Annotated in this window: 18 protein-coding genes; 10 read left to right on the top strand and 8 right to left on the bottom strand. The window is 70.4% G+C overall.

From position 1 onward, the window contains the following. Positions 1 to 21 precede the first annotated feature (21 nt). Positions 22 to 1458 carry a DHA2 family efflux MFS transporter permease subunit gene (locus BJ999_RS21455; RefSeq protein ID WP_179834956.1) on the top strand — a complete coding sequence of 479 codons (1437 nt, stop codon included), beginning with the start codon at positions 22 to 24 and terminating at the stop codon, positions 1456 to 1458. 487 nt (positions 1459 to 1945) lie between these two features. Here BJ999_RS21455 and BJ999_RS21450 read toward each other — a convergent pair whose 3' ends face one another. Beyond that, positions 1946 to 2872 carry an AraC family transcriptional regulator gene (locus BJ999_RS21450; RefSeq protein WP_179834955.1) on the bottom strand — a complete coding sequence of 309 codons (927 nt, stop codon included), beginning with the start codon at positions 2870 to 2872 and terminating at the stop codon, positions 1946 to 1948. Between the two features lie 141 nt (positions 2873 to 3013). Here BJ999_RS21450 and BJ999_RS21445 point away from each other — a divergent pair, with 141 nt between their 5' ends. The 3 genes from BJ999_RS21445 to BJ999_RS21435 all read left to right on the top strand — a co-directional run bounded on the left by BJ999_RS21445 (position 3014) and on the right by BJ999_RS21435 (position 5527). Next, positions 3014 to 4066: a saccharopine dehydrogenase family protein gene (locus BJ999_RS21445; RefSeq protein WP_179834954.1), complete on the top strand. Its 1053-nt coding sequence runs from the start codon at positions 3014 to 3016 to the stop codon at positions 4064 to 4066. Positions 4067 to 4201: 135 nt separating this feature from the next. Then, positions 4202 to 4891, top strand: coding sequence for a helix-turn-helix domain-containing protein (locus BJ999_RS21440; protein ID WP_179834953.1), 690 nt, complete (start codon positions 4202 to 4204; stop codon positions 4889 to 4891). 93 nt (positions 4892 to 4984) lie between these two features. Beyond that, positions 4985 to 5527 carry a dihydrofolate reductase family protein gene (locus BJ999_RS21435; RefSeq protein ID WP_179834952.1) on the top strand — a complete coding sequence of 181 codons (543 nt, stop codon included), beginning with the start codon at positions 4985 to 4987 and terminating at the stop codon, positions 5525 to 5527. Between the two features lie 115 nt (positions 5528 to 5642). On the opposite strand, the gene BJ999_RS21430 is transcribed toward BJ999_RS21435, so the two are convergent. Beyond that, a complete protein-coding gene (locus tag BJ999_RS21430) occupies positions 5643 to 6203 on the bottom strand; it encodes a TetR/AcrR family transcriptional regulator (RefSeq protein WP_179834951.1) in 561 nt (186 codons plus the stop codon). 114 nt (positions 6204 to 6317) lie between these two features. Here BJ999_RS21430 and BJ999_RS21425 point away from each other — a divergent pair, with 114 nt between their 5' ends. Beyond that, positions 6318 to 6857 carry a cupin domain-containing protein gene (locus tag BJ999_RS21425; protein WP_179834950.1) on the top strand — a complete coding sequence of 180 codons (540 nt, stop codon included), beginning with the start codon at positions 6318 to 6320 and terminating at the stop codon, positions 6855 to 6857. Positions 6858 to 6931: 74 nt separating this feature from the next. Here BJ999_RS21425 and BJ999_RS21420 read toward each other — a convergent pair whose 3' ends face one another. After that, the gene (locus BJ999_RS21420; RefSeq protein ID WP_179834949.1) at positions 6932 to 8212 is read right to left on the bottom strand and encodes an FAD-dependent monooxygenase; all 1281 of its coding nucleotides are present in this window, start codon (positions 8210 to 8212) and stop codon (positions 6932 to 6934) included. Between the two features lie 12 nt (positions 8213 to 8224). Further along, positions 8225 to 9070 (bottom strand): alpha/beta fold hydrolase, encoded by an 846-nt coding sequence (locus tag BJ999_RS21415; protein ID WP_179834948.1) that lies wholly within the window; start codon positions 9068 to 9070, stop codon positions 8225 to 8227. A gap of 155 nt (positions 9071 to 9225) precedes the next feature. Here BJ999_RS21415 and BJ999_RS21410 point away from each other — a divergent pair, with 155 nt between their 5' ends. From BJ999_RS21410 to BJ999_RS21400, 3 genes are all read left to right on the top strand, one after another. Further along, positions 9226 to 10080, top strand: a complete 855-nt coding sequence (locus BJ999_RS21410; RefSeq protein ID WP_179834947.1) for an AraC family transcriptional regulator — start codon at positions 9226 to 9228, stop codon at positions 10078 to 10080. A gap of 88 nt (positions 10081 to 10168) precedes the next feature. Further along, entirely contained in the window at positions 10169 to 11698 is a 1530-nt protein-coding gene (locus BJ999_RS21405) for a carboxylesterase/lipase family protein (RefSeq protein ID WP_218935163.1), read from the top strand. Positions 11699 to 11800: 102 nt separating this feature from the next. Further along, positions 11801 to 12697 (top strand): LLM class F420-dependent oxidoreductase, encoded by an 897-nt coding sequence (locus tag BJ999_RS21400; protein ID WP_179834946.1) that lies wholly within the window; start codon positions 11801 to 11803, stop codon positions 12695 to 12697. Positions 12698 to 12912: 215 nt separating this feature from the next. On the opposite strand, the gene BJ999_RS21395 is transcribed toward BJ999_RS21400, so the two are convergent. Then, the gene (locus tag BJ999_RS21395) at positions 12913 to 13539 is read right to left on the bottom strand and encodes a TetR/AcrR family transcriptional regulator (protein WP_218936465.1); all 627 of its coding nucleotides are present in this window, start codon (positions 13537 to 13539) and stop codon (positions 12913 to 12915) included. Positions 13540 to 13642: 103 nt separating this feature from the next. On the opposite strand from BJ999_RS21395, the gene BJ999_RS21390 reads away from it, so the two are divergent. Then, positions 13643 to 14812 carry an FAD-dependent oxidoreductase gene (locus BJ999_RS21390; protein WP_179834944.1) on the top strand — a complete coding sequence of 390 codons (1170 nt, stop codon included), beginning with the start codon at positions 13643 to 13645 and terminating at the stop codon, positions 14810 to 14812. Positions 14813 to 14837: 25 nt separating this feature from the next. On the opposite strand, the gene BJ999_RS21385 is transcribed toward BJ999_RS21390, so the two are convergent. Both BJ999_RS21385 and BJ999_RS21380 read right to left on the bottom strand, forming a co-directional pair. Then, positions 14838 to 16379: an FAD-dependent monooxygenase gene (locus tag BJ999_RS21385; RefSeq protein ID WP_179834943.1), complete on the bottom strand. Its 1542-nt coding sequence runs from the start codon at positions 16377 to 16379 to the stop codon at positions 14838 to 14840. 173 nt (positions 16380 to 16552) lie between these two features. Beyond that, the gene (locus BJ999_RS21380) at positions 16553 to 17554 is read right to left on the bottom strand and encodes a helix-turn-helix domain-containing protein (RefSeq protein WP_179834942.1); all 1002 of its coding nucleotides are present in this window, start codon (positions 17552 to 17554) and stop codon (positions 16553 to 16555) included. 101 nt (positions 17555 to 17655) lie between these two features. Here BJ999_RS21380 and BJ999_RS21375 point away from each other — a divergent pair, with 101 nt between their 5' ends. Next, complete coding sequence (locus tag BJ999_RS21375; RefSeq protein ID WP_179834941.1) at positions 17656 to 18687, top strand: saccharopine dehydrogenase family protein; 1032 nt, start codon at positions 17656 to 17658, stop codon at positions 18685 to 18687. 85 nt (positions 18688 to 18772) lie between these two features. Here BJ999_RS21375 and rpoB read toward each other — a convergent pair whose 3' ends face one another. Beyond that, on the bottom strand, positions 18773 to 22249 hold the full coding sequence (gene rpoB / locus BJ999_RS21370) for a DNA-directed RNA polymerase subunit beta (protein ID WP_179834940.1): 3477 nt from the start codon (positions 22247 to 22249) through the stop codon (positions 18773 to 18775). Positions 22250 to 22383 lie beyond the last annotated feature (134 nt).

Here is a 22383-nt window from a genome sequence, read left to right as displayed (position 1 = left end):
GGGACTGCTTTAGGAGGACGGATGAAGTCTGCACCGCCGGTGGCCGTGCCGAACCGGGCGGCGTTGCTCACGGTGACCTGCCTCGGGCAGTTCATGGTGCTGCTCGACAACACGATCGTCAGTGCGGCGCTGCCCGACATGCAGGAGCGGCTGCAAACCCAGCTGACCGGGCTGCAATGGATCGTCGACGCCTATGTGCTGCTGGTCGCCATGCTGTTGCTGTCCGGCGGCGTCTTCGCCGACCGCTTCGGCCGCAAGAGGATGTACCTGGCCGGCGTCGTGGTGTTCACCGCCGCGTCCGTCCTGTGCGCCGCCGCGCCCTCGATCGGCTGGCTGATCGTCGGGCGGGTGCTGCAGGGCGTCGGGGCCGCCGCGCTGAGCCCCGCCTCGCTGACCCTGCTCGCCGCCGCGTATCCGGTTCCGCAGGAGCGGGTCAAGGCGATCGGGCTGTGGGCCGGATTCAGCGGAATCGGCCTGGCCGCCGGACCAGTGGCCGGTGGTGTTCTGGTGGAGGCCTTCGGCTGGCCCGCCATCTTCCTCGTCAACGTGCCCGTCGGTGCGGTCCTGCTGGTCGCGGGCCTGCGCGTGCTGGACGAGTCCCGCAACCCGAGCGCGCCGGCGATCGACGTCCCGGGAACGGTCCTGTCCGTCCTGGGCGTGGGGGCGCTCACCTACGGGCTGATCGAGGGCGGCTCCCGTGGCTGGACCTCGCCCGTGATCCTGAGCAGCTTCGCCGCCGCAGCCGTGATCCTCGCCGTCTTCGTGCTCGTCGAAGGACGGGTTTCGGCACCGATGCTGCCATTGCGCCTCTTCCGGCAACGGCTGTTCACGGTCTCCAACACGGCGATGATCGTGGTCGGTTTCGCGCTCATGGGCTCGTCGTTCTTCTTCTCCCAGTTCTTCGTCTACGTCCAGGGCAGCTCGATCCTGCGAGCCGGGGTGCAGACCCTGCCCGCCACGCTCGCGATGGTCATCATCAGCCCGTTCGCGGGCCGGTTCGCCGCCCGGTACGGCTTCCGGATCATGGTCACCATCGGCCTGACGCTGGCCGGGCTGGGACTGCTGGCCCTGGGCTTCGTGCACGCCGACACCGGCTACGCGAACGTCTGGTGGCGGCTGGCCGTCATCGGTATCGGATTCGCCCTGACCATGTCCCCGCTGACCGGCGCCGCCATCCAGTCGGTCAGCCCCCAGGAGGGCGGCCTGGCGTCGGGCGTCAGCAGCACCACCCGGCAGATCGGCGCGGTCCTCGGCGTGGCGCTGCTCGGAGCCGTCGTCCGCACCCGGGAGTCCGGAGGCGCCACATTCGAGGAGGGCCTCAACAGCGCCTTCGTCGTGGCCGGCGCCGTCACCTTGGCCACAGCCGTGTTCACGGGCCTATGGCTGATCAGGAGCAACGAACCGTCACGGCCGGCGAGCCCGGCCCCGCGCGGTCACGAGAACACCACGAGTCACTGACGCGGCCAGGGATCCCGGTGGCAATCACCGAAATCCTAAGGACCGGCGGCCGGGGCCTGCAACGTGGTGGGGATTCTCGTTCCCCAGTTCGTCACGCCCTGTCCCAGGGTAGGCGTTGATCCTTTGCCGGGGCGGCGGCCGCGGACTGTGCAAGTGGGAAGGGCCCAACAGAGTCTGGTCCCGTGGCCTCAACCACGGGACCAGTCAATGCTGTGAGTACTGGCCTGGTAAGCCGGTCCTCTAGTTGCACGCCCCGCAGCCGCTTGGCGGCCCCGCGGGCGAGCTGGTCGTCGTCACGTTGAAGGCCAACGGCGACGCGGCGGACGATGCCGACGACACCGCCGGGGACGGTGAGGAAACGCCTCATGGGGATCGATCTCCTTTGCGTCGGCGCCCGTGTCGATACACGGGCGTCAGGGGTGACCGTCCGCCACCACCCGCGCCGGCTACGAAGGGGCCGGGGCGTGCCACACGCGGGTGTTGTTCTTCAGCCGGCGTGGTGCCGGTAACTGCCGGGCGGTGACCCGTACTGGCGTTTGAAGGCATGGGCGAAGGTGTACTGCGAGCTATAGCCGACCTGCTGGGCGATCGTGTTGACGGGCGCGTCGGAGGTGCGCAGGAGCCGGGCGGCGATGGTCATCCGCCACCATGTCAGGTAGGTGAGCGGCGGCTGGCCGATCAGATGGGTGAACCGCCGGGCGAAGGCGGCGCGGGACAGGCGTGCCTGCGCGCCCAGTTCCTCGACGGTCCATGGCCGGCCGGGGTCTCCGTGGATGGCGCGCAGGGCGGCGGCGACGGCGGGGTCGTGCAGGGCCGCAGCCCAGCCGGCGGCGGAGTGGCCGGAGACGCGCTGTTCTTCGAACCACGCGCGCAGGATGTAGAGCAGGAGAAGATCCAGCAGCGTGAGCAGGATGGTGTCGGAGCCTGGGCGGGCGTCGCCGTCCAGTTCCACGCCGAGGAGTTCGACCGCGGCGCTGAGTTCCCTGCGGCGCCCTACCCGCGTCGGTAGATGGATGACCTCGGGCAGATCGTTCAGAAGCGGATGCGGCCCGGATCTGTCCAGGAGGTAGGCGCCGCAGAGCATGACCACCGTCGGCGGCCGGTCGGCTGACGTCTCGTCGTCGCGTCCATCACGGAGTCCGGTGAGCGTTGTGGGCGGCTCGCTCACCGGGGTGGACGGGTCGTCGGCCAGACCGTGTGCGGATCCGCGCGGCAGGAACGCCACGTCGCCCGGCCCGAGCGCGATCGGCTCACCCTGCGACGAGAGAAGCCAGCAGGTTCCCTGGAGAACGATGTGGAACCCGGCGGACGGCACCGCCGGAAACCGCTGAGCGAAGGGGGCGGACCTGGTCACCCGGCCCGAGTGGGATCGACCAGTACGCGCCGCACTCACCACATCAGACAGAACATCCACGCAGCCAGAGTAACCAACGACTATCTCGCCGAAGACGATGACGCAAACTCACGAGCGCATCACGCATTCATCGTCTTGTATCAGCGCCTTACTGTGCTGGTTGGCTGAGCGACCGCGCAGCTCCCATCGTGAGGAGACGACATGAAGATCGCCGTTTATGGCGCGAGCGGATACCAGGGAAAGCTCGTGCTCACAGAGCTGGCACGACGCGACATCGAGGCGGTCCTGACCGGACGCGATCTCGCGCGCCTGGAGGAGGCCGCCTCAGCGGTCGGCCTCCCCGGCGCGGAACGACGCGTGGCCGGCACCAGCGACCATGGGGCGCTTGTGAGCGCGTTCCGCGGCTGCGACGGCGTCATCAACTGCGCCGGACCGTTCACCTCGTCGGGTGAGGCCGTGGTCCGCGCCGCGATCGCCGCCGGCTGTCACTACGTCGACACCTCAGGTGAGCAGCTCTACGTCAAGAAGATCTTCGACACCTTCGCAACGGAGGCGGAGAACGCCGGGGTCAGCGTCGTACCCGCCACCAACGACGGCTGCGTCCCGGTAGACCTCATGGCCCACATCCTGGCCGACCGTCTCGATTCGGTCGAAGAGATCATCACCACCCACGTGGTCGTCGGGGGCGGCGGCATGTCGCGCGGCTCGCTGCGATCGGTCGTCGAAACGATCGACGCCATCAAGGCGGGAGGCCTGGCCTACGACGACGGCGACTGGCGCCCCGGCGTGCGCGCCCGCCGCACCGCGATCACGCTGCCTGGACGGTCGGAGGCGACCCCGGTGATGGCCTTCCCTGTGTCGGAGGTGGTGACCATTCCCCGTCACATCCGGGTCCGGCGTGTCCAGGGCCTGACCGAGGCGGCGCTGGGCGATCGGCTGAACACCCCACTCACACCAGAGATCATCGAAAGCCTGCCTGAAGGACCCGATGAGGACAGCCGCCGCACCCAGCGCTTCAGCTACGTGCTCGACGCCACCGGTACCGACAGCCGCCGGGCCCGCGGCATCGTCCAGGGCCCCGACACCTACGGCACGACCGCGGTGATCGCCGTCGAAAGCGCCCGGCGTCTCATCGCCGATCCTGCCAAGCCGGGAGTACTCGCACCCGCCCAGGCCTACCACCCCATCGCCTTCCTCGACTTCCTCGCCCCGCATGGAATCCAGTGGATCATCGAGGACGCGCCGGCAACCTGACAATGAGCCTTCTCCGGTAAGGATCAGCGGTGACCAGCGGCCGGTGGGGGAAGTCGGTGTCGGCTCGCTCGACTCCCACGCGGTGCTGCCCGGTCTCAGTCCGGTGGAGCCGGGACCGTCTAGACTCCCGCCGTTATGGGGTTGATCTTCGACGCTGTTGCCGGCGAGGTCCCGCTGGTGCAACGAGTCTGGTCGGCACGCTGTGACGCCGCGACCGGTTTCGCCTCGGCGGCCAAGGGCTCCTCCATGATCGCGTTTGCGCGGAGCGGTGACAGGTTGACGGTGCACCTGCGCGGACCGGAGACCGGGGCCACACAACTGACCTGTCCGGAGGGCTCGGAGTTCTTCGGTGTTGAGCTGCGGCTCGGTGCCTATCTGCCCCTGTTCCCGCCTTCCGGTCTGGCCGACCTGAACGATGCCCTGTTGCCGACCCTGCCAGGCGGCCGGATCTTGCTGGACGGCCGAGACTGGGAGATGCCGAACGAGCAGAACGTCGACGTCTTCGTCAGCAGGCTCGTGCGAGCGGGTTTGCTGACCTTCGATCCACTCGTCGACGTGATCCGTCACGGCGAACGACCACGAGCCATGTCGGAACGGACGGCGCAGATCCGGTTCCGCCGGGCCGTCGGGATATCGCGCCGCAAGCTCGTCAGCATCGAGCGGGCACGGCACGCCGCGCGGCTCCTCGCGGCGGGGGCATCGCTCGCCGACGTGGTCACCGTCGGCGGCTACTACGATCAGCCGCAGCTCGCGCGGGCGATGCGGTGGGCGACCGGCCACACCCCAGGCGAGTTGAGGTCCGGCATTCCGTTCGTCGCGTTCTGATCCCGGCCCCGCCCCGCTTGGGCAGCACCTCGGGGCGGGCGGGATTCGGTTCGATACAAGACGGGCCGATCAGCCGGATGGTTGTCTCCGAGGATGCGAAAACTGATCGAATTCAACCATCTCTCGATCGACGGGAGGTTCTCCGGGGACGACTGGTGGGCCGGACAGATGAAGGTCGCCTCCAACGACAACCACTTCGACTATCAGCTCCGGCTGTTGGAACACGCGGCCGGTCTCGTGCTCGGACGGGTGACCTACGAACGCTTCGCCGCAACGTGGCCGACCATGACCGGAGACCTCGCCGACAAGTTCAATTCCCTACCAAAGCACGTCGCCTCCACCACGCTGACCGAGACCACCTGGAACGCCGAAGTGCTCGCCGGCGACGCCATCGACGCCGTCGCCCAGCTCAAAGAGTCCGGCGACGGCACATTGGTGAAGTATGGCAACGGCCCTTTCAGCCGGGCGCTCGTCGAGGCGGGCCTGCTGGACGAACTGCATCTGAGCATTTCGCCCTTTGTCGCGGGTTCCGGTGAGTCGCTTCTGTCGGGCATCAGCACGACTCCCATGAATCTGACGGGCGTGACCGACATCGGCAACGGCGCGGTGGTGCTGGCCTACACGCCGGGCCGGTAGCGGGGCACCCCGGCGTCGGCGGCCTGCGAGCTCAGGTCGGCGCCGCGATGTCGATGCTGCTCGAATCGCGGATGCGGTGAGCGGGGTTGTGGCTGACCTCAGCCGGCGTGCACCGTCATGACGGCAGGAAGATGGCGGTCGCCTCGTCGGCCAGTACGGCGGGGTGCGGGGCGTCCGGATCGGTTTGTGCCAGGTGCAACAGTCCGAGGATGGCCGCGTAGGCGACGCGTGCCCGAGAGGTCGCTCGGTCTGGCGGCAGGCCGAGTTCGCGGTAGGTGCGGTCCAGGAGTTCCAGCCGGGCCTGGTTCACCTGGCGAATCGCGTCCCTGACCCGGGGGTCGTTGCGTGCGCCGAGCAGGCTGAGGTGCACCGACGGCGCCAGCGGCTGGACGGCCTGCACGACGACGGTGAGCAACTCGCGCAGCCGCTGGGCCGGGTCGGAGATCGCGGCGAAGTCGGCAAGCGCCTCGGCGCCATGAGTTCGCACCCACTCCGCGAGTGCAGCCGCGATCAACTCGTCCCGGTTCCGGTAGTGCGCGTAGAAACTGCCCTTGGTCACGCCGAGTGTCCGCGCCAGCGGTTCGACAGCGACCGCGGCGAGCCCGCCGTTCGCGATCGCTTCCAGTGCGGCCCGCGCCCAGTCCTGGGCCGACAGCCGGGTCGAGTCGTTCACCACGGGACACAGGATACGCCAGCGTATTGACGGGTTCGCGAGCAGTGGATACGGTGGCGTATCAATACGCGTCCGTATCAATACGCATCCGTATCAAGGAGTGATCAGATGGAGCGCATGAAGGTTCGCCGAGTGGTCACCGGTCACGACTCCCAGGGCAGGGCGCGCGTGGTCGACGACCGTGATGTCGAGCCCATCACTTCGGAGCTGATGCCCGGCTGCGCGTTCTTCCGGCTGTGGGGCCGGGACGAGCGGCCGACGTTCCCCGACGACGGTTCGCCGCGCCGCGCCGAGGCGTGGTACCCGCCCCGTGATGGATCGCGCTTCATGATCAACACGGTCCCGCCGGGCGAGCTGGTCCCATCTCCGGATCTGGACATGGCCGCGGCTTTGGAGGATCTGGAGCGGCAGATGCCGGGCGCGATGGCCGCCAATGAGCCCGGCGCCCCGGGGATGCACACCACCGACACCATCGACTACGTCCTGGTCGTCTCAGGGGAGGCCACGCTGGAACTCGACGGCGGAGAGAAGACGGTGTTGCGGGCGGGCGATGTGGTCGTCCAGAACGGCACCCGGCACGCCTGGCACAATCACGGCACCGAGCCCTGCACGATCGTCGGCGTCGCCATCGGCGCGGACCGCGTCCCGCCCGCATAGAGGCACAGGTCGGTGATTCGATCCCTCACACCCGTTCTGCGAGCCCGGGTCGCCAGCAGGGCGGTGGGCATCCCTCACTCCACTCGCAGGTCGCCGTCCGGGGCGCCGGCGAGGACGGTCCGGGCACTCGGTGCGGTGGGCGGTGGCGGGTAGTCGTCGACGGTCATGGAGTTGTAGAGGCGGGCACTTTTGGTGGTGAGGCGGAGGAGGGCGCGGCTGGGGCCGGTGGGGAGGGCGGAGATCAGGCGGGCGCCCTGGACGAGTCCCGACACGCCGAGGCGTGAGGTGGGGATCAGGGTCTTCGCGGCGCTCAGCGCGACCGCACGACTGGCGCGGACGTGGTCCGCCATCGCGCGCTCGTAGGCGGGGAAGGCGTACTCGTGGTCGCCGTCCCCCCGCGCCAGCTCTCCGGCGAGGACGTACGCGCCGACGATGGCGAGGGTGGTGCTGCCTCCGACGGCCGGGCCGGGGCAGTAGCCCGCGTCGCCGACGAGCGTCACCCTCCCCCGTGACCAGGTGTCCATGTGGAGCTGGGTGATCGAGTCGAAGTAGAACGCCGGGGTGCGGTCGAGCTCGGCCAGCCAGCGGTCCACGTCGGGGTGAAGGCCCTCGAACGCACCGCGCAGCAACTCCTTCTGCCGGGGCACGTCGCGGTGGTGGTCGAGTTCGCGCTCGCTCCGGAACAGGAACAACGCCCGCGCGTCGCCGAGGTGCCGCGCGCCGTACATGCCGGCAGTGCGGCCGACGCCGACGTGCATGAGCAGTTCGCCGTCGAGGCCGGCGGTGTTCGGCAGGGTCAGCACTTCGAGGTAGGCCCCGATGAAGGTGCTGAAGCGGGACTCCTCACCGAAGGTGAGACCCCGCACGTTGGAGTGCAGGCCGTCCGCGCCGACGACGAGGTCGAAGCGGCGCGGCGGGGCGTTGTCGAACCGCACCTCGCCGTCGGGCGAGAGCGCGGCGATCGAGTCACCGAAGACGTACTCGACGTGGTCGCGTGTGGCGTCGTGGTAGATCTCGCTCAGGTCGTCGCGCATGACCTCGGCGTGCCGGTCGGAGGCGGCGCTGAAGATCTTGGAGAGGTCCGCCCGGACGGGACGCCGCGCGCCCTCCCGGTGGACGGTCATCCGGTGCGTGCCGGTGGCCCGCTCCTCGATGCGCGGGAGCACGCCCATCTTCTCCGAGATGTTCATCGCGGGCCGGAAGAGATCGACCGCGTGGCCGCCGGTCTTGCGCAGGGCCGGTGCGCGCTCGACGACGGTGACGGAGAAGCCGTGCCTGGTGAGCCAGTACGCCAGCACCGGGCCGGCGATGCTGGCGCCGGAGATGAGAACCCGCGTGGCATTCCTCTTCTTCATTCGGTCCCCCGGTCAGGCATGGGTCGCGGTGAAGGCCAGCAGGGAGGCCGCCGTCCGCGGCGGGTCCTCGAGGAGAGGCGAGTGCCCGAGACCGGGCAGCAACTCGACCTTCGCGCCCGGAACGGCGCGGTAGTCGGCGGCGGATGAGGATCGCCACCTGCGGTCGTCCTCGCCGAAGATCACCAGTAGCGGCTTGCCAACTGCCGTCAGCCGATCCGGCAGTGCCTGTTCGTCCAGGTAGGAGAGGGTGGCCCGCGTCGTCGCGGCGAGCGTGTGGTGGGTCATACTGCGCACGTCTCCCAGGAGCTCTTCCGGGATCTGGTAGCCGGCGCGGCTGAAACCAGTGCTCGCGAACCGGCGCAGCTGCTCGTCGGTCGGCGGCCACTGAGAGGGGTCGAGCGCCGCGGACTCCGGTGCGATGAAGGCGTTCAGGCTGGGTCCGGTGTTGACGAGCGCGAGCGCGGTCACCAGGTCGGGGCGCTGTTCGGCGAGGGCGGTGGCGGCCGCGCCGCCGCTGGAATGACCGACCACCACGGCGTGCTCGGCGCCGAGCCGGTCCAGTGCGGCGCCGACCCGACGCGCCTGGTCCGGGAGCGCGTAGCTGCCGTCGGCCGGTTCGGCCGACCGGCCGTGCCCGAGCAGGTCGACCCGGATGACGCGGTGAGATCCGGTCAGCAGCGGAACCATCGGGGCCCATGAGCGGGTCGAGGAGGCGGTCCCATGGATGAGCAGGAGTGCGGGGGCGTCGCGGGGGCCGTCCTGGCACACGTAGATGTCGCCGTCGTCCAGCGACAGGGTCGAACACTCGGTGGTCTCGGCGCCGTCGTTCACGGACGGGCCGCCGTCAGAAACAGTCATGCGCCCACTGTCTCCTCAGGTAAGTGCCGGAGGATTGGACGAATGTTCCCCTCGGCCGGCTCGCGTAGCTTTGGACCGTGCAGAAATTCGTGCACGACGCGGCTGTGTGGGATGTCGCATGCCCACGGCGGCCCAGCCGTGTAGCCGGTGTCACCATGGCAGGGTTCGGTGTCCGTGACCTGGACGCGCTCCAGATGGTCCCGCACCCGGCCGTGACGCTGCTCCTGGAGTTCGGCGCCGGTTCACCCGTCCTTGACTTTGCCGACGGGCGGCAACTGCGGGGAAGCATGGTCGCCGGCCCCGGGTTGGGGTCCGGCGGAGCGGTCCGCGTACGGGGAGAGAACGTCGAGTGCGTGCAGGTGCGCCTGTCCCCGGTCATCGCACGCGCGGTTCTGGGCGTCTCCCCCGCCGACCTCGACGGCGCCGTCGCGTCCCTGGGCGACCTGTGGGGTCGGGAAACGGCACGGATCTGCGAGCAACTGAGCGATGTCGCGTCGTGGCAGGATCGCTTCGCGTTGACGGACGCGCTGCTCGCCCGCAGGCATGAGGCGGGGCCGCCGGTGGACCCGGAGGTGGCCTGGGCCTGGCACCGGATCGTCGGCAGCCGTGGCCTGGCCCGGGTCGACGAACTCGCTGCCGAGGTCGGGTGGAGCCGTAAGCGGCTGTGGTCCCGGTTCCGGTCGCAGCTCGGCCTGCCGCCCAAGCGCGCTGTGAAGCTGGTCCGCTTCGACCATGCCGCCCACCGCCTGGTCGCGGGTGAAGGCGCGGCCCAGGTCGCGGCCGACACCGGCTACGCCGACCAGTCCCACCTGCATCGGGACGTCGTGGAGTTCACCGGGGCGACCCCCGCGACCGTGGTCGCTGAGCCGTTCCTCGCCGTCGACGACATCGCATGGCCCGGCCGCGGAACACCCGCCAAGCCCCACGTCCCAGGGATCTTCGTTCGATCGCCGACCGGAGGTGAGACGGCCACCGCCGTGAACGTCGCGCAGTCACCTGCGCTGGCCTGAACACCCTGAGACCGTTCGTAAAAGGTTTGCCTGCGGATGGTGTGCCCAGGGATGCTCTGCCGGACGGGAACGGGAAGGAAACCGCGAAGTGGTTGTCACCGCGTCCAGCAAGCTGTCAGCGTCCGAGCCGGAAGTCCGCACGGCGGCCGGCGTTGTACGCGGCAGGCGGGAGGCGGGCCTCGCGGTCTTCCGCGGCGTCCCGTTCGCCGAGCCGCCGGTCGGCGCCCTCCGATTCGCCGCCCCTCAACCGGTGCGCAGCTGGGACGGCGTGCGCCCGGCGGTGGCGTTCGGCCCGCCGCCCCCGCAGTCCGGCATGCTCGGGGCGTCCCAGGACGCCGCCGGCGACGATTGGCTGACGGTCAACGTCTGGACGCCGGATCCGGATCCGAGGGCAGGGCTTCCGGTGATGGTCTGGATCCCCGGCGGCGGTTACGTCATGGGCAACGCCGGCCTCCCGGAGTACGACGCCGGGCGCCTGGCCGGAAGCGGAACCGTGGTCGTGTCCCTCGGCTACCGCCTCGGCATCGAGGGCTTCGCGCAGATCGACGGAGCCCCCGCCAACCGGGGGCTGCTCGACCAGGTCGCGGCCTTGCAGTGGGTGCGGGACACCATCCGGGTGTTCGGCGGCGACCCGGACCAGGTCACGGTCTTCGGGCAGTCGGCGGGCGGCGGATCGGTCGCCGCGCTGCTGGCCATGCCGCGCGCCGCCGGGCTCTTTCACCGGGCGGTGGCGCAGAGCGTGCCGGGCACCTTCTTCTCCCCCGAACTGGCCGCCGACATCGCCGTCGCCTGCGCCGACGAGTTGGGCGTACGGCCCACGGCGTCCGACATGTCGGCGGTGGCCCCGGCCCGGCTGCCCGCCGCAGGTGACGCGGTCTCCGCCGGGATGGCCGGACGGCGGGAGCGCTGGGGGCAGATCACGCACCGGCCGATCCCGTTCGCGCCGGTCGTCGACGGTGACGTCCTGCCGGCCACCCCGTGGCGGGCACTGGCCGCCGGCGCCGCCCGCGACGTCGCACTCCTCGTCGGCCACACCCGTGACGAGCACCGGTTGTTCAGCCTGATCGACGGCGTGCTCGGCCAGGTCACGCACGAGCAGACCGAGACCGCCCTTCACCTGCTCGCCCCCGGCCCGGACGGCGCACGCCGGTATCGCGAGGCGTTCCCGGCCGCGACCGATGAGGAACTCTACGAACTGGTCAACGCGGACTGGCTGTTCCGCATGCCGAGCCTCCACCTCGCCGTCGCCCAGATCGCCGGCGGCGGCCAGGCCCACCTGTACGAGCTGACCTGGTCCGCCCCGGGAGCCGGCGGTGGCCTCGGCGCCTGTCACGGCCTGGACGTTCCGCTCGTCTTCGGCAACCTGACCAGCGGACGGCCTGCCATGCTGATCGGCGACGCGCCCTCACCGGCGGCGGAAGAGTTGTCGGCGCAGCTCCGCGGAGCGTGGAGGGCGTTCGCCGCTCACGGCGACCCGGGCTGGCCTGCCTACGACGCCCAGCACCGCCTCGCGCGGCTTTTCGACCAGCCGTCGACGACCGGTGCCTATCCCGAAGAGACTTCGCGGATGCTGTGGCAGGACCACGCCTTCCCGGCGCTCCCCCTGCTCGCGCGGTAGCTCCGTCCTTCTCGGGGTTGACATTGACATTGACGTCAACGGTTACCGTCCAACACCGAGATCAGGGACCTCGCCCTGGTCGCAGTGGAACACGGGGACGACGTGAAATTCGCGATCAGCTACAGCACGCCCTTCTTCGGCGTGGATCCCGACCGGATCACCGCCTACGCCCGGCACGCCGAGGAGTGCGGTTTCGAGGCGCTCTACGTGCCCGAGCACATCGTTCTCTACCCCGGCGCGCAGGTGGGCGGGATGGACCTGCCTCCCTCGCTGCCCTACGGCGACCCGCTGGACTGCCTGAACTTCGTCGCGGCCGCAACCGAGCGGATCCTCCTCGGCACGGGCGTCCTGCTGCTGCCGTATCACCACCCGGTGACGCTCGCCAAGCGCCTGGCGACGATCGACCAGCTGTCCAAAGGGCGGATGAGGCTGCTGACCGTGGGGCTCGGCGCGCTGCCCGGCGAGGCTCAGGCGGTCGGGGTCGACTTCCGCACCCGCGGCCGCCGCGCCGATGAGGCCATCCAGGTGCTGCGGCTGCTGTGGGCCGGGGACGACGACGGTGTCGGCTTCGACGGAGAGTTCTTCTCCTTCGAGAACCTGTGCAGCTTCCCCAAGCCCTTCGGCGGCACAGGCCTCCCGATCCATGTCGGCGGTTCCAGCCCGGCGGCCGCCCGCCGCGCCGGACGCCACGGGGACGGTTTCTTCCCCGGCGGCTCGCTGACCCCGGACCAGCGGGCCGCCCAACTGGAACTCGCTCGGTCGGCCGCGACCGAAGCGGACCGTGATCCGGCGGCCCTGGAGTACACCCGCTGGGGTTCGATGGACATGTCCGAGGAACGGGTCGAGGAGTTCGCCGGGCACGGTGTGACCCGCATCGTCGTCAGTGCCACCGCACCCGATCTGGAGCAGCAGCGCGAGCAGATGTCCGCCTTCGCCCGACGCTTCGGCCTCTCCCCCGGCGATGGCGCTGCGCCGAGCACGCGTCGAGGACGCCTGTAAGACGTCGAGGGCAGGGCGCCGTCCGCGGCGGAGGTGCCTTTCGGCCACGCCGCGCAACTGCAGGCGCCCCTCCGTCTGGCGGCGGGCGAGCCGCGGCTGCAACGGCGGTCGCCGGTCGGCGGCGTTCACGGGAGCCGGGCTCGCCGGCTGGGCACGCGAGGCCCGTGGAGGTTCCCTGGCCGACGGGGCCTCGGCAGCGCGGAGGCCCGGGAGTCTCAGGGGCCGGGGTCCCCGGGGCCGGCGAGTCCGTGGAGGAGCAGGTCGGTCAGGGTGTCGATGATCTCGTCGTCGGTGACGTCCGGGGCGTTGTCGCCCGCGGTGAGGACGGAGTAGCCGAACATCGAGAGCATGGCGCCGATGGCGGCGGCCACCAGCGCGGGATCTCCGGGGAGCGGGTGGCCCTGTTCGCGGAGCCATTCGAGGTGGTCGCGGAAGGTGCCGGTCTCGGCGGCCAGGGCCGTCCAGGCGTGTCCGGACGCGGGACCGTCGGCCATGATCGACTGTAGCCGGGCGGCGATCACCGGGAGGTGCTCCCGGTAGGCGCGCCAGGCGATCGCCAGGTGCCACCGCAGCTGGCCCCGGTCGGACAGGTCGTGGTCGCGGGGGTGCTCCGAGGCCGCGACCTCCGCGTCCGCCTGCTCCTCCAGATCGGCCATGAGGGCCTGGAGCAGTTCCTCCTTGCCGGCGAAATGGTCGTAGAACGACCCGGTGGCGCGGCCGGCCGCCGCCGTGATGTCCGTGATCTTGGTGTTCAGGTAGCCGCGCTCCATGAACACCCGACGCGCGGCGTCCTTGAGGGCGGCCCGGGTCTCGGCCGCCTTCGCCTTCCGCACGCCGCTCACGAGGCTCCTCCCGGACTCGCCGTTGACAGCAGACGCAGTATCCCAGATACTGAGCCACGATTCGCCGAATAATGATTCGGTGAACTTGGATTCAGGAGGAGCTGTGCGAGTCATCGTGATCGGTGGCGGGGTCGCCGGAGCGGCAGGCGCAGTCGCGCTGCGGCGTATCGGGGCCGAGGTGACGGTGTATGAGGCGTATGCCGACCCGGCGGGGCAGGTCGGTTCGTTCCTGAGCCTGGCGGCCAACGGGCTGCGGGGGTTGGACGCGCTCGGCTGCCTGGAGACCGTCCGGCAGGCGGGTTTCACCGTCCCCCGGCAGCGGCTGTGGGCCGAAACGGGCAGGCTGCTGGGCGACACCCCGCGCGGGCGGCCGGCCGGCGACTCCCTCATGAGCGTCACCCTGATGCGCGGCCGGCTGGTGGAGGCGCTGCGCGCGGAGGCCGTCCGGGCCGGGGCCCGGCTCGTGACCGGGCAGCGCCTGGTGGGCGCGGTCACCGAGGGATCGACGGTCCGGGCGGAGTTCGACAGCGGCCTCACCGCCGAGGCGGACCTGCTGGTGGGCGCGGACGGAATCTGGTCGGCGACCCGGCAGATCCTCGACCCCGGCGCGCCGGAGCCCCGGTACGCGGGGCTCTACTCGGCGTCCGGGGTCGCCCGCGGCGTCGACGTGGAGCCCGGCGTGTTCAACATGGTCTTCGGCCGCGGCGGTGCCTTCATCTACCTCGCCGCGCCGGACGGCGCGGTCTGGTGGGCCGCGCAGGTCGCCTCCCCCCGGCAGCCCGACCTGGCCTCGGTCGACCTGGACCTGCTCAAACGGCTCTACCAGCGCGAACGGATGCCCGCCGCCGTGCTCGCGGCGGCCACCGAATGGCACCGCCCCACCCTGATGCACGTGCTGCCCGAGATCCCGGTCTGGCGCACCGACCGGACCGTGCTCGTCGGCGACTCCGGCCACCCGGTCGGCGCCGGGCAGGGTGCTTCCATGGCGATCGAGGACGCCATCGTCCTGGCCCGGGCACTCCAGGAGAACGACGTCCCCGCCGCTCTGGCCGTCTACGAGCAGATGCGGCGGGCACGTGTCGCCAAGATGGTGAAATCAGCCAGCGCCAACCGCGACGCCAAGACCGCGGGCCCCATCACCCGCCGAGCCCGCAACCTCGTCATGCCCGTGGCTATGAAACTCTTCTACGAACGCGGCACCTCGTGGTTGTACACCCACGACGTGACCGAAGGCTGGCAGCACACCGAGCGCCTCGTCCCGTCCCAGACGTGAACCACGGGCGATGCTGCTCTCTCCCTCAGACACCGTCGGCGTCAGGAGCGCCGAACCAGTCGGAGAGCGCTTGGCGCAGCGCGGGCGCGGCGGTGTCGGCCGGTTCGTCGACGGCCGCGGCCCAGGCGATGCGGGCGTCCGGGCGGATCAGCAGGACGTCGGCCGGGCGCTCATCGGTCTTGGCGGTGCGGACGTCGACGCGGTGCTGCCGGTCCCGGGCCGCCTCGCGCAGGTCCGGCCGGTCGGCGAGGTCGAGCAGGACGGGCCGCGCGGAGCGCATGAGGTCGGCGACGCCGATGATGCCCTGGTCGGTGTGCAGGGTGAGATCGGGAGCGAAGGTGCCGGCCAGGGGATGGTGGGCGGCACCGGGCATCGGGTAGCGGATGTCGGCGCCGGAGAGAAGCGCTCCCATGCGGAGCAGCGGCTGCTCGTCGGCGAGCAGTTCCTGGAAGACCTCCCGGAGCGCTTCGGCGGCGGGATCGTGCCCGCGCCGCAGCGCCACCTGGGCCTGGGTGTGCAGCATGGTGCGGGCGCCGGCGAAGTGGCGTTCGCCGTGGTAGGTGTCCAGCAGGCCCGACGGCGCCCAGCCGTGGACGGCGGCGGCCAGTTTCCAGGCCAGGTTGACCGAGTCCAGCATGCCGGCGTTGATCGCCACGCCGGTGGCGGGGAACAGGTGCGCCGCGTCCCCGGCCAGCAGAACCCGCCCGAGACGGTAGTGCTCGGCCTGCCGGGCCTTGAAGGTGAACCGCGACAGCCGGTGCGCCTCCCCCACGGGCACGTCCGCGCCGAGCACGCGGCGGATGCTGCCCTGGAGTTCGGCCACGGTCATCGGCACGTCGTCGTCGTACTCGACGGCCTCGTCCTCGGTGGTGTAGAGCGACACGACCTTGGAGTCCGGAGACGAGCCGAGACCGAACAGACCGCGGTCGGTCTGGGTGAACCCCGCACGGATCGTGCCGTAGCCGGGGACGTCGAGGTCGCCGTCGCCGAGCACGGTCACCGTGTCGGGCAGGGTGACCTGGGCCAGCCGATTGACCTCCGGATAGGTCGTGCCGGGGAAGCCGATCCCCGCCCGGTCGCGGACGCGGCTGCGCGCACCGTCGCACCCCACCAGGTAGTGGGCGCTCACCTGGTAGGTCCCGTCCGGGCCGCGCACCTCCGCGGTCACCGCGGCATCGTCCTGGCTCACCCCGACCACCTGGTGCCCCAGCCGGACCTCGGTGCCGAGTTCGCCGGCGCGTTCGGCGAGCACCCGCTCCAGCAGCTGCTGCGGCAGCGGCAGCGCGTGCATCGGGGGATCCTGCAGGCGGGTGAAGTCCAGGTGCACCCCGCCGAAGGGGAACCGGGGGGCCGGAACAGGGGCGGTGCAGGCCGCTTCGAGGCGGTCCAGCAGCCCCCGGTAGCGCAGCAGCTCCAGGATCTGCCCGCCCAGGCCCCCGGCCTTCGGGGTGTCGCGGCGTTGCGGCTGGCGTTCCAGGACCAGCGGCCGCGCACCGGTCAACCGCAGCTCGCAGGCCAGCATCAGGCCGGTCGGACCGGCACCCACAATGATCACATCGGCGTCCATGCACTCTCCCTCGATTGAACGGCACGTGCCATCGGCCCGGCACATGCCGGGGCGTATTGAGATCGCGGCCGTGGTGCGGACCGCGTTGGAACCGGGCAGGCAGATCGGCTACGTCAGGAGCACGACGATCTGCCGGGGCGGATTCGCCGGGAGGCGTCCTGGAACGGGGGTCGCTACGTCTGGGATGTCGCGGCCTGCCGTTCGCTGGTCGTGGTCCCGTCGGCGGCGCCCTCGGCGCGTGAGCGGCGGAAGGTTCGGCGGTAGCTGTCGGGCGGGACGCCGACCGTGCGGTTGAAGTGGCGGCGCAGCGTCGTGCCGGTGCCCATGCCGGTGGCCGCCGCGATCGCCTCGACGCTGTCGTCGGTGGTCTCCAGCAGCTCCTGGGCGCGGCGGATCCGCTGGGTCAGCAGCCACTGCAGCGGGGTGGTGCCGGTGACCGATCTGAACTGGCGGCCCAGGTTGCGCGAGCTCATGGCGGCCCGGCGGGCCAGGTCCTCCACGGTGAGCGGGTGGTCCAGCCGTTCGATCGCCCACGGGAACAGCTCGGCGAGTGGGTGGTTCTCCTGTGCCGGCACCGGGGAGGGGACGAACTGGGCCTGGCCGCCGGCCCGGTGCGGCGGCACGACCAGGCGACGCGCGACCGCGTTCGCGACCGCCGAGCCGCGGTCGAGACGGACCAGGTGCAGGCACAGATCCATCGCCGCGGCTTTGCCGGCCGAGGTGAGCACGCTGCCGTTGTCCACGTAGAGGACGTCCGGATCGACCTGCACCCGGGGATAGCGCGCGGCCAGCGCCCCGGTGTGCGCCCAGTGCGTGGTCGCGCGGCGCCCGTCCAGCAGGCCCGCGGCGGCCAGCACGAACGCGCCGGTGCAGAGCGAGGCCACGCGCGCACCCGCCCGGTGGGCCGCGCGCACCGCGTCGACCAGGTCGCCGGGCGGTTCCACGTCGACGTCGGCCCAGCCCGGGACGATCACGGTGTCGGCGGTCGGCAGCCGGTCGAGGCCGTGGTCGGGTTCCAGCCGGAAGCCGCCGGCCCGTACGGTGCCCGGTCCGCAGCCGAGGAGGCGGTACCAGGGCTCGGTCACGTCGGCCGGTGCGCTGCCGAACACCTCGTAGGCCACCGACAGCTCGAAATGCAGCATCCCGTCGGTGACCGCGACCGCGACAGTCCTCATGTCCGGAATTGTACGAGGCATGGCGTTCCGGACGCTCGTGCGGGACGGCCGCCGCCGCCATGATCGGTCCAGTGGTTCGACCGAGGGCAACGGGAGAGACGATGGGTGCGGGTCAGACGGTCGCGGTGTTCGGCGCGTACGGGCACACCGGGCGGTTCGTTGTGGCGGAGCTGCGGGACCGCGGGTTCGTCCCGGTGCCGTCCGGCCGCGACGCCGGGAAGCTGCAAGCACTGGCGGAATCCTTTCCAGGGCTGGACGTCCGGCCCGCGTCGGCCGACGATCCGGCGTCGCTCGACCGCGCCCTGGCCGGCGCCGCCGCGGTGGTCAACTGCGCGGGACCCTTCGCCGCGACGGCCGGGCCGGTGATCGAGGCGGCGCTGCGCGCCGGCATCCCCTACGTGGACGTGGCGGCCGAGATCGAGGCCAACGCCGACACGCTCGCGCACTTCGCCGAGCGCGCCCGCGACGCGGGAGTCGCGGTCGTTCCCGCGATGGCCTTCTTCGGCGGACTCGGCGACCTGCTGGCCACCGCCGCGATGGGCGACTGGACCGCCGCCGACGAGGTGCACGTCGCCTACGGGTTGAGCAGCTGGCGCCCCACCACGGGCACGCGCGCCGCGGGCACGGTCTCCCACGAGCGGCGCGACGGGCGGCGGGTCCGCTTCACCGGCGGGAGGTTGGACTACCACCAGCACGTGCTCCCCTCGTTGAAGTGGACGTTCCCCGAGCCGATGGGCGTCCGGCCCGTCATCGGGGAGTTCAGCATGGCCGACGTCGTCACGATCCCCAGCCACCTGGCGGTCCCCGAGGTGCGCTCGTACATGACCGTCGAGGCGGTCGAGGACCTGTCGGCCCCCGACACGCCGGCGCCGGAGGCCGCCGACGAACGCGGACGCTCCGACCAGACGTTCCTGGTCGATGTCGTCGTGCGCTCCGGCGGCGAGGAACGGCGCGCGACGGCGAGCGGCCGGGACATCTACGCCGTCAGCGCGCCGCTGGCGGTGGAGGCGGTCGGCCGCATCCTCACGGGCCGGACCAGGACGACCGGCGCCGCCTCCGCCGGGGAGATCTTCGACGCGGCCGACTTCCTGCGCGCGCTGTCCGCGCACCTGTCGTTCGACCTGCGCCGATGACCGCTCTCGGGGACCGGGCGGCCCCCGGCCCGGGCGGCCGCCTCCCGCGATGGGGGGCGAGCGCTCGGGCCGGAGGCGCCGGCCGTCAGATCTCGTCGACGTTCATCGCGCCCTCGTTCGGGCGGCGGGAGAGGTCGATGCCGAGCTCCTCCGCGGCGCGGAAGACGTCCTCGTCGGTGTCGCGCATCTCGATGGACATGCCGTCGCTGGAGAGCACCTCGACGTTGAGGCACAGCGACTGCATCTCCTTGATGAGCACCTTGAAGGACTCGGGAATGCCGGGCTCGGGGATGTTCTCGCCCTTGACGATGGCCTCGTAGACCTTCACGCGGCCGAGGACGTCGTCGGACTTGATGGTCAGCAGCTCCTGGAGGGCGTAGGCGGCGCCGTAGGCCTCCAGTGCCCAGACCTCCATCTCACCGAAGCGCTGGCCGCCGAACTGGGCCTTACCGCCGAGCGGCTGCTGGGTGATCATGGAGTACGGGCCGGTCGAACGGGCGTGGATCTTGTCGTCGACCAGGTGGTGCAGCTTGAGGATGTAGATGTAGCCGACCGAGATGGGCTCCCGGTAGGGCTCGCCGGTGCGGCCGTCGAACATCCGCGCCTTGCCGGTGGGCATCACCATGCGGTCGCCGTCGCGGTTGACCAGCGTGGTGCCGAGCAGGCCGATGATCTCCTGCTCCCCGGCGCCGTCGAAGACGGGGGTGGCGACGTTGGTGCGCGGCTCGACGCGGTCGAGGCCCTTGTCCCTCAGCCGCCCGGCCCACTCCTCCTCCACCCCGCTGATGTCCCAGCCGCGGGAGGCGATCCAGCCGAGGTGGGTCTCCAGGACCTGTCCGACGTTCATGCGGCCGGGCACGCCCAGGGGGTTCAGGACGATGTCGACGGGGGTGCCGTCCTCCAGGAACGGCATGTCCTCCACCGGCAGCACCTTGGAGATGACGCCCTTGTTGCCGTGCCGGCCCGCGAGCTTGTCCCCATCGGTGATCTTGCGCTTCTGCGCCACGTACACCCGGACCAGCTCGTTGACCCCCGGCGGCAGCTCGTCACCGTCGTCACGGGAGAACACCCGCACCCCGATGACCTTGCCCTGCTCACCGTGCGGCACCTTCAGCGAGGTGTCGCGCACCTCACGCGCCTTCTCACCGAAGATCGCCCGCAGCAGCCGCTCCTCGGGCGTCAGCTCGGTCTCCCCCTTCGGAGTGACCTTGCCGACCAGGATGTCACCGGGCACCACATCGGCACCGATCCGGATGATCCCCCGCTCGTCCAGGTCGGCCAGGACCTCCTCGGACACGTTCGGGATATCACGGGTGATCTCCTCAGGACCCAGCTTGGTGTCCCGGGCGTCGACCTCGTGCTCCTCGATGTGGATCGAGGACAGCACATCGTCCTGCACCAGCCGCTGCGACAGGATGATCGCGTCTTCGTAGTTGTGGCCCTCCCACGGCATGAACGCCACCAGCAGGTTCTTGCCCAGCGCCATCTCACCGTCATCGGTGCACGGCCCATCGGCGATCACCTGACCGACCTCGACCCGCCGGCCCTCGTCCACGATCGGCTTCTGGTTGAAGCACGTGCCCTGGTTGGACCGCTTGAACTTCGACACCCGATACGTCGTCCGGGTCCCGTCATCGTTCATCACCGTGACGTAGTCGGCCGAGACCTCCTCGACCACACCCGCCTTCTCCGCAGTGATCACATCACCCGCATCGGTCGCGGCACGGTACTCCATACCCGTCCCGACCAGCGGCGCCTCACTACGCAACAGCGGCACCGACTGACGCTGCATGTTCGAACCCATCAACGCCCGGTTGGCGTCGTCATGCTCCAGGAACGGGATCATCGCCGTCGCGACCGACACCATCTGGCGCGGTGAGACGTCCATGTAGTCGACCTCGTCGGGCCGGATCGCCTCGATCTCGCCGCCCTTGCGGCGGACGAGCACGCGGTCCTCGGCGAAGGCGCCGTCGGAGTCGAGCGGCGTGTTGGCCTGCGCGATGACGTAGCGGTCCTCGACGTCGGCCGTCAGGTACTCGATCTCGTCGGTCACGCGGCCTTCGACGGCCTTGCGGTAGGGCGTCTCGATGAAGCCGAAGGGGTTGACGCGTGCGAAGGACGACAGGGACCCCATGAGGCCGATGTTGGGGCCTTCGGGCGTCTCGATCGGACACATCCGCCCGTAGTGCGACGGGTGGACGTCACGGACCTCCATGCTCGCCCGCTCACGCGACAGACCGCCCGGGCCGAGCGCGTTCAGCCGCCGCTTGTGGGTGAGCCCGGCCAGAGGGTTGGTCTGGTCCATGAACTGCGACAACTGGCTGGTGCCGAAGAACTCCTTGATGGAGGCCACCACCGGCCGAATGTTGATCAACGTCTGCGGCGTGATCGCCTCGACGTCCTGCGTCGTCATCCGCTCCCGCACCACACGCTCCATGCGGGCCAGCCCCAGACGCACCTGGTTCTGGATCAGCTCCCCCACCGTGCGCAGCCGCCGGTTACCGAAATGGTCGATGTCATCGACCTCGATCGGCACCGCCACACTGCCCAGGGTCGCCTCCTCCTCACCCGCATGCAGACGCACCAGATACTCGATCGTGGCGACCACGTCATCCTCGGTCAACGTCCCCTGGTTCATGTCCAGGTCCAGACCGAGCTTCTTGTTGATCTTGTAACGGCCGACCTTCGCCACGTCGTACCGCTTGGGATTGAAGTACAGATTCTCCAGCAGCGTCTGCGCCGACTCCCGCGTCGGCGGCTCACCCGGCCGCAGCTTGCGGTAGATGTCCAGCAGCGCGTCATCCTGCCCGGAGGTGTGATCCTTCTCCAGCGTCACATTGATCGACTCATACGAGCCGAACCGCTCCCGGATCCGCGCCTCGTCCCACCCCAGCGCCTTCAGCAGCACCGTCACCGGCTGCTTGCGCTTGCGGTCGATGCGCACACCCACGTTGTCGCGCTTGTCGATCTCGAACTCAAGCCAGGCACCCCGACTCGGGATCACCCGGCACCCGTAGATGTCCTTGTCCGACGCCTTGTCCAGCGCCCGATCGAAGTACACCCCCGGCGAACGCGTCAGCTGGGACGTCACCACCCGCTCGGTGCCGTTGACGATGAACGTCCCCTTGGGGGTCATGAGCGGGAAGTCGCCCATGAACACCGTCTGGCTCTTGATCTCACCGGTGGTGTTGTTGATGAACTCCGCCGTGACGAACATCGGGGCGGAGTAGGTCATGTCCTTGTCCTTGCACTCCTCCACGGAGTACTTCGGAGGCTCGAACCGGTGATCCCGGAACGACAGGGACATCGTCCCGGAGAAGTCCTCGATCGGACTGATCTCTTCGAAGATCTCCTCCAGCCCCGACTGCGTCGGGACGCTCTTACTTCCGGCCTTCTGGGCCGCCTCGACCCGGGCCTTCCAGCGCTCGTTTCCGACCAGCCAGTCGAAGGAGTTGGTCTGCAGGGCGAGCAGATCGGGAACCTCGAGAGGCTCGTGGATGCGTGAGAAAGAGACGCGGCGGGGACCGGCGGGTACGGCGGAAGCGGTGCGCGAGGCTGCCAACAGGTGTCCTTCCGAGGGCTCGCGGCGGGTTGACGGCGCGCACGCCGGACGACATCACGGCCGATACGGAGGGAGGGGACGTCGAGGCGAGCACGGAAGGGCAGCATAGAGCAGAATGCAGACAGATGTCCACA

The sequence above is a fragment of the Actinomadura citrea genome (genome assembly GCF_013409045.1).
In the GTDB taxonomy this organism is placed as follows: domain Bacteria; phylum Actinomycetota; class Actinomycetes; order Streptosporangiales; family Streptosporangiaceae; genus Spirillospora; species Spirillospora citrea.
This window is presented reverse-complemented; position numbering and strand designations above follow the sequence as displayed.

What these genes read in the sequence shown, in the direction of transcription:
- BJ999_RS21455 (WP_179834956.1), top strand. Translation starts at nt 22, where the DNA reads ATGAAGTCTGCACCGCCGGTGGCCGTGCCGAACCGGGCGGCGTTGCTC.
- BJ999_RS21445 (WP_179834954.1), top strand. Translation starts at nt 3,014, where the DNA reads ATGAAGATCGCCGTTTATGGCGCGAGCGGATACCAGGGAAAGCTCGTG.
- BJ999_RS21440 (WP_179834953.1), top strand. Translation starts at nt 4,202, where the DNA reads ATGGGGTTGATCTTCGACGCTGTTGCCGGCGAGGTCCCGCTGGTGCAA.
- BJ999_RS21435 (WP_179834952.1), top strand. Translation starts at nt 4,985, where the DNA reads ATGCGAAAACTGATCGAATTCAACCATCTCTCGATCGACGGGAGGTTC.
- BJ999_RS21425 (WP_179834950.1), top strand. Translation starts at nt 6,318, where the DNA reads ATGAAGGTTCGCCGAGTGGTCACCGGTCACGACTCCCAGGGCAGGGCG.
- BJ999_RS21420 (WP_179834949.1), bottom strand. Translation starts at nt 8,212, where the DNA reads ATGAAGAAGAGGAATGCCACGCGGGTTCTCATCTCCGGCGCCAGCATC.
- BJ999_RS21415 (WP_179834948.1), bottom strand. Translation starts at nt 9,070, where the DNA reads ATGACTGTTTCTGACGGCGGCCCGTCCGTGAACGACGGCGCCGAGACC.
- BJ999_RS21410 (WP_179834947.1), top strand. Translation starts at nt 9,226, where the DNA reads ATGGCAGGGTTCGGTGTCCGTGACCTGGACGCGCTCCAGATGGTCCCG.
- BJ999_RS21385 (WP_179834943.1), bottom strand. Translation starts at nt 16,379, where the DNA reads ATGGACGCCGATGTGATCATTGTGGGTGCCGGTCCGACCGGCCTGATG.
- BJ999_RS21380 (WP_179834942.1), bottom strand. Translation starts at nt 17,554, where the DNA reads ATGAGGACTGTCGCGGTCGCGGTCACCGACGGGATGCTGCATTTCGAG.
- BJ999_RS21375 (WP_179834941.1), top strand. Translation starts at nt 17,656, where the DNA reads ATGGGTGCGGGTCAGACGGTCGCGGTGTTCGGCGCGTACGGGCACACC.